The following is a 5,952-nucleotide window of genomic DNA, read 5'->3' as shown; positions in this document are numbered from 1 at the left end:
CGTCCCGCCCGTCCCGCCTGGCTGATCGTGATTCGATCGCGGTGCGGTCTGCACGGTCTGAAATCCGTGGATCGTGTGAATCGCACCGCAACGTGCGCTGCGCACCGCAACCGGACCAGGCGCCAGACGTTAGGACGCGGTTAGTCCTCGCGTTGCGCGGGCTGCGTGTGCACGTCGGCGAGCTCCGGCGTCGAGTGGTAGTCGAGGAGGCCGCTGAGCTGCGGGTAGTGCAGGTCGAAGGCGGGCCGCTCGGAGCGGATCCGCGGCAGCGTCCGGAAGTTGTGCCGCGGCGGCGGGCAGGAGGTCGCCCATTCCAGCGAGTTCCCGTAGCCCCACGGGTCGTCGACGGTGGCGATCTTGCCGTGCCGGTAGGAGTGCCACAGGTTGTAGATGAGTGGCAGCGTCGACATTGCCAGCAGGAACGCGCCGGCGGTCGAGACCGTGTTCAGCGTGGTGAAACCGTCGGCCGGCGCGTAGTCGGCGTAGCGCCGTGGCATGCCGCGCACGCCGAGCCAGTGCTGCACCAGGAACGTGGCGTGGAAGCCGAAGAACATGGTCCAGAAGTGGACCTTGCCCAGCCTGTCGTTCATCATCCGGCCGGTGATCTTCGGGAACCAGAAGTAGGTGCCGCCGAACGCGGCGAAGACGACGGTGCCGAACACGACGTAGTGGAAGTGGGCGACGACGAAGTAGCTGTCGCTGACGTGGAAGTCGATGGGCGGGCTGGCCAGCATCACCCCGGTCAACCCGCCGAACAGGAACGTCACCAGGAACCCGAGTGCGAACAGCATCGGCGTCTCGAAGGTGAGTTGTCCGCGCCACATCGTGCCGATCCAGTTGAAGAACTTGATGCCGGTCGGCACCGCGATGAGGAACGACAGCAGCGCGAAGAACGGCAGTAGCACCGCGCCGGTGACGAACATGTGGTGCGCCCACACCGTGAGCGACAGCACGCCGATCCCGATCGTGGCGAAGACCAGCCCCTTGTAGCCGAACAGGGGTTTTCGGGAGAAGACCGGCAGGATCTCGCTGATGATGCCGAAGAACGGCAAAGCGATGATGTAGACCTCGGGATGACCGAAGTACCAGAACAGGTGCTGCCACAGGATCGCGCCGCCGTTCGCCGCGTCGAACACGTGCGCGCCGAACCGGCGGTCCGCCTCCAGTGACAGCAGCTGCGCGGCCAGCACCGGGAAGGCGACGATCACCAGGATCGACGTCACCAGGAACGTCCAGCAGAAGATGGGCAGCCGGAACATCGTCATGCCGGGCGCGCGCAGGGTCAGGATCGTGGTGATCATGTTGACGGCCCCGAGGATGGTGCCGAGCCCGGACACCACCAGGCCCAGGACCCACAGGTCGCCGCCGACGGTGGGCGAGTAGATCTTGCTGTTGAGCGGGGCGTAGGCGAACCAGCCGAAGTCGGCGGCGCCGTCCGGGGTGAGGAACCCGGAGATGACGGTCAGCCCGCCGAACAAAAAGAACCAGTACGACAGCGAGTTCAGTCGGGGGAACGCCACGTCGGGCGAGCCGATCTGCAACGGCACCAGAAGGTTCGCGAAGGCGAACGCCAACGGCGTCGCGAACAGCAGCAGCATGACCGTGCCGTGGATCGTGAACATCTGGTTGTACTGCTCGTTGGAGAAGTACTGCAGCCCCGGCCGGGCGAGCTCCGACCGCATCATGACGGCCAGGATCCCGGCGAACAGGAAGAAACCGAACGCGGTGACGAAGTACATCACGGCGATGTCCTTGTGGGACGTCGTCCGCAGGTAGCCGAGCAGGTTCGTGTACGGCCTGGTATGCGTTGCGACATTACTCTCCGGGCTGTGCCGGGTGGATGGTGCCGGTTCCTGCGGCTCCTGGAGAATCGTCACACTCGGCTCCCGGTTCCTCGTCGTCCGCGCGGCGCCGCGGGCGGGCCGCGGCGTGCGGGCGGCGGTCAGTAGGCCGGGCCGGCGCCGCCGGCGACCGCGGTTCATGCAGCGGTCGGCCGGCGGCAGCCTAACGTGCCGGACGAGATTCCGGTCGGAAGCGGGTCGATTTTTCTTCGATATGTTTCGCGATGCCCCACCGGGCGATCCGGGGGATTCGTGGTAATTGAATTGCCTTCGTGCCGCCGATCCGTGGCGCCGATCCGTGGCGCCGATCCGTGGCGACGGTCAGGCCGGCTGGGCGCCGGGAACACCGTCCTCGACGATCCAGGTGGCGTCGGTGGATACCGGCGAGTCTGGTCGGGAGAGGTCGGCGACGACCCGCATGTCCGCGCGCCACTCCGTCGGCGTCACCTGAATCCGGGTGTATCCCCGGCGATCGCCGCGGAAGTAGCGGACGTGCGGGTTGAAACGGGCGTTGTTCTCCTGGACGAATTCGTCGTTGATGAGGAAGAAGGCCGAACTGATCGAGGTGCAGACGAATTCCGTCGCGACCGCGGGCGTTTCCGGCCGGTCGAAGTCGACCCGCAGGTCGTTCACCCAGGCGCAGTGGAGATCCCCGGAGAGCACCACGGGATTGCGGGCCCCGCTGTCACGCACCCCGGTCAGCAGCCGGCGCCGGTAGGGGCGGTAGCCGTCGTTCTCGTCGAGATTGGTCAGGATGGTCCCCGACCCGATGGACAGCTGGCCGTCGAGCTGGCCCATCATCGTCTGCTGCGCGATCACGTTCCAGCGGGTCCGGGACGCGTCGAGCCCCGCGCGCAGCCAGCGTTCCTGGGCCGCGCCGGCCATCGTGCCGCCGGTGTTGCCGACGCCGAGGGCGGCCGGGCCGATGGCCTCCGGTGAGTTGCCCGGCACCGGGGTCCGGTACTGGCGGGTGTCCATGACGTTGAGCGTCAGCAGGCTGCCGAAGGCGAGTCGGCGGTAGATGCGCAGGTCGGGCGAGCCCGGGTTGAGATCGACCCGGATCGGCATGTGTTCGTAGTACGCCTGGTAGGCGGCGGCCCGCTGGCGGGCGAAGGCGGCCGGGTCCTGGTGGCGGTCGCCGGCGTCACCGGCCTCGTCGACGAGGCCCGCGTAGTTGTTCTCCACCTCGTGGTCGTCCCAGGTGACGACCCAGGGCGCGGCGAGGTGGGCGGCTTGCAGCGCCGGGTCCGCCTTGTACTGGCCGTAGCGGTTGCGGTAGTCCGCCAGAGTCTGGAGCTGGTCGAGTCCGGGCTGCTGGGGGGTGGTGTGCACGCGGTCCGGGAACCGGCTGTCCGGGTCGTACTCGTAGATGTAGTCGCCGACGTGCAGGACGAGATCCGGCGCGTCCGCGGCGATGGCGTCGAAGGCCGGCCAGTAACCGTTCTGGAAGTCCTGGCAGGAGGCCAGCGCGAGGGTCAGCGTCCCGCCGGCCCCGTCCGCGCCGGCCTGCGGGGCGGCGGCGGTCCTGGTCCGGCCGACGGGGCTGAGCACGGTGCCGGCACGGAAACGGTAGAAGTAGTCGCGTCCCGGCTCCAGGCCGCGGACGTCGACGTGCACCGAATGGGCGAACGCCGCCTGCGCGGTCTGGGTGCCGGCGCGCACCACCGAGCGGAAGCGCTCGTCGGTGGCGATCTGCCAGTCGACCGGGACGTCGCGCGAGGGCATTCCGCCGCCCTCACTGGGGCGCGGCGCCAGGCGGGTCCACAGGATGACGCCGTCGGGCAGCGGGTCGCCGCTGGCCACACCCACGCCGAACACGCCTTCGGTCACCCCGGGGACGGGGGTCGGGGCGCGCAGCGTCGGAGCCGGGATCGGTCTCGGATCGCCCGGGCCGCCGCAGGCCGCCAGCCCCACCGCGGCCGCCGCCGCGCCGCCGAACCCCAGCCCGCCGAGCAGCACCGCCCGCCGGTGCGGCTGCCCGCCCGGTGCAGGCTCGGACCCGGCGGCGGGACGGGATCGAAGGGGACGCGAGGAACCTGCGGCATTACCGGTCACAACGTCATGAGAGTAGTGCTTCCGGACCGGTAGAGAAGGGTCGGATCCGGCGAAAGTGCTGGTGTGGGTCAGATGTGGGCGGGCCTGGGGCGGCCGGGCTGCTCACCGCCGTGCGCCTCGCCGAAGGCCCGTGTCGGGACCATCACCTTGCGCCGGTAGACGCACACGAGCACGCCGTCCTGGTTGTGGCCACGGGTCTCCACGGTGACGACACCCCGGTCGTCGCGGCTGCGGGAGGGGACCTTGTCGAGCACGGTCGACTCGCCGTAGATCGTGTCGCCGTGGAACACCGGCGCGACGTGCCGCAGCGACTCGACCTCCAGGTTGGCGATGGCCTTGCCGGAGACATCCGGGACCGACATGCCCAGCAGCAGGGAGTACACGTAGTTGCCGACCACCACGTTCCGCTTGAACTGGGTGCTTCGCTCGGCGTAGTGGCTGTCCAGGTGCAGGGGATGGTGGTTCATCGTGAGCAGGCAGAACAGGTGGTTGTCGGACTCGGTGACGGTCTTGCCTGGCCAGTGCCGGTACACGTCCCCGACCTCGAACTCCTCGAACCAGCGGCCGAACTGCATGACGGACCCCCTCCGGACGCAGCGCCGGCGGTGCGCCGCATGCCCTTTTGACTGCAGAGAGTAGTCATCTTTCGCGTCGTGTAGTCGTGTAGTCGTGTAGTCGTGTCGCCGCGAACGGCCTCAGCCGAGGCTGACCTCGCGGCGGTGCGGGTCGCGTAGATCGGTGCCCGCGGCCAGCCAGCGCTGGTGCAGCGCCTCGGGGCCGTGCACCCGCTTGAACGCCGCCTCGTTCATGGTCATCGGCAGGACGGGCAGGAAGCGCACCGGCGCGGCGGCGGCGAACGCCGGGTCGTCCACGGCGTCCGCGAGCGGCAGGTCGGGGATCAGGCCGCCGGGCTCGCCGACCAGCACCGCGGTGAACGGCGCACCGTCCCACAGCGGCTCGCCGAGGTCCAGGCCGGCGCCGGGGGCGATCGGCCGGCCCTCGACGGCGGGCACGGTCGCGAGCACGGCGAGCCGGCGCAGCACGCTGTCGCGCCGGCCACGCAGCGACAGCACCAGTTCCGCCCGCGGCCCGGCCGGGTCGCGCACGGCGGCGTCGGACGCCGTCATCGGCTCCCGGGACATGCCGAGGGTGAGGTAGCGGACGAGGCCGTCGCGGTCGGGGCCGAACCGGAGCACGTCCATCTGCTCGGTGCCGAGGAAGGTCACCGAGGCGCGGCCGGTGTCCCGGCCGAACAGCGCCGCGACGTGCCCCTCGACCGATCGCCGCAGGGCGGCGCTGTCGCTCATGGGACCCGTTCCGCTTTTCGCATGGCACCGATCGTAGGGTCGGCGGGAGCGTCCGTGTCGCCGGCCGGCGTCCGGGAACCGTCGTACCCGGTGGGCGCGTTCAAGATGGTGCGCGACCTTGGAGGGGGTACGGCTATGGGACAGGTGCTGACGAAGGGCGGCAATGCGCCGCTGCCCACCACCGACGTGCGGGTGGAGATCGCCTCGTCGAGCTCGCTGGACATCGCCGCGATCCTGGTGACCCCCGCCGGCAAGGTGCGCACCGACAACGACTTCGTCTTCTTCAACCAGCCGACCGGCCCGGGGGTGCGGCTGCTGCCGCCGTCGGCGCTCGAGTTCACCCTCGCCGCCGTCCCGCCGGACATCGACAAGGTCGTCATCACGGGCAGCCTGGACGGCAGCGGCCCGGTGACGTTCGCGGGCGTGCAGGGCCTGGGCATCTCGGTGCGCGACACCCGCGGTGGCGCCGAGCTGGTCCGGTTCGACCCCACCGGGCTCGGCGCCGAGACCGCGCTGATCCTCGTCGAGCTCTACCGCCGGGCCGGCGCGTGGAAGGCCCGCGCGGTCGGGCAGGGCTACGCCGCCGGGCTCGCCGGCATCGCCACCGACTTCGGCATCGCCGTCGACGATCCCGGCACCTCCGGCGGGTCCCCGCCTGCGCCGCAGCCGCAGCCCGCCGGCCAGCAGTGGGCGCCGCCCGCCGCGCCGCCGATGCCCGCGGCCGGGCCGCCCGGCGGCCAGCAGTGGGG

5 protein-coding genes are annotated in these 5,952 nt (G+C 70.4%); 1 reads left to right on the top strand and 4 read right to left on the bottom strand.

Annotation, left to right across the window (positions count from 1 at the left end):
- Positions 1-140: 140 nt before the first annotated feature.
- The 4 genes from ctaD to NBZ83_RS29555 all read right to left on the bottom strand — a co-directional run bounded on the left by ctaD (position 141) and on the right by NBZ83_RS29555 (position 5,203).
- Positions 141-1,877 carry an aa3-type cytochrome oxidase subunit I gene (gene ctaD / locus NBZ83_RS29570; protein ID WP_261564860.1) on the bottom strand — a complete coding sequence of 579 codons (1,737 nt, stop codon included), beginning with the start codon at positions 1,875-1,877 and terminating at the stop codon, positions 141-143.
- Between the two features lie 285 nt (positions 1,878-2,162).
- Positions 2,163-3,800, bottom strand: coding sequence for an alkaline phosphatase D family protein (locus NBZ83_RS29565; RefSeq protein ID WP_261564858.1), 1,638 nt, complete (start codon positions 3,798-3,800; stop codon positions 2,163-2,165).
- A 164-nt stretch (positions 3,801-3,964) separates the two neighbouring features.
- On the bottom strand, positions 3,965-4,528 hold the full coding sequence (locus NBZ83_RS29560) for a MaoC family dehydratase (RefSeq protein WP_368861928.1): 564 nt from the start codon (positions 4,526-4,528) through the stop codon (positions 3,965-3,967).
- A 63-nt stretch (positions 4,529-4,591) separates the two neighbouring features.
- A complete protein-coding gene (locus tag NBZ83_RS29555; protein ID WP_261564856.1) occupies positions 4,592-5,203 on the bottom strand; it encodes a suppressor of fused domain protein in 612 nt (203 codons plus the stop codon).
- A 135-nt stretch (positions 5,204-5,338) separates the two neighbouring features.
- Here NBZ83_RS29555 and NBZ83_RS29550 point away from each other — a divergent pair.
- A partial coding sequence (locus NBZ83_RS29550; protein WP_261576267.1) for a TerD family protein occupies positions 5,339-5,952 on the top strand: 614 nt, incomplete at its 3' end.

The sequence above is a fragment of the Frankia gtarii genome (assembly GCF_025403375.1).
In the GTDB taxonomy this organism is placed as follows: Bacteria; Actinomycetota; Actinomycetes; order Frankiales; family Frankiaceae; genus Frankia; species Frankia gtarii.
The sequence above is the reverse complement of the archived record's forward strand: the minus strand, read 5'-3'. Positions and strand labels throughout refer to the sequence as shown.

Excerpts from the sequence above, each read along its gene's own strand:
- NBZ83_RS29555 (WP_261564856.1), bottom strand. The coding sequence starts at position 5,203 with ATGAGCGACAGCGCCGCCCTGCGGCGATCGGTCGAGGGGCACGTCGCG.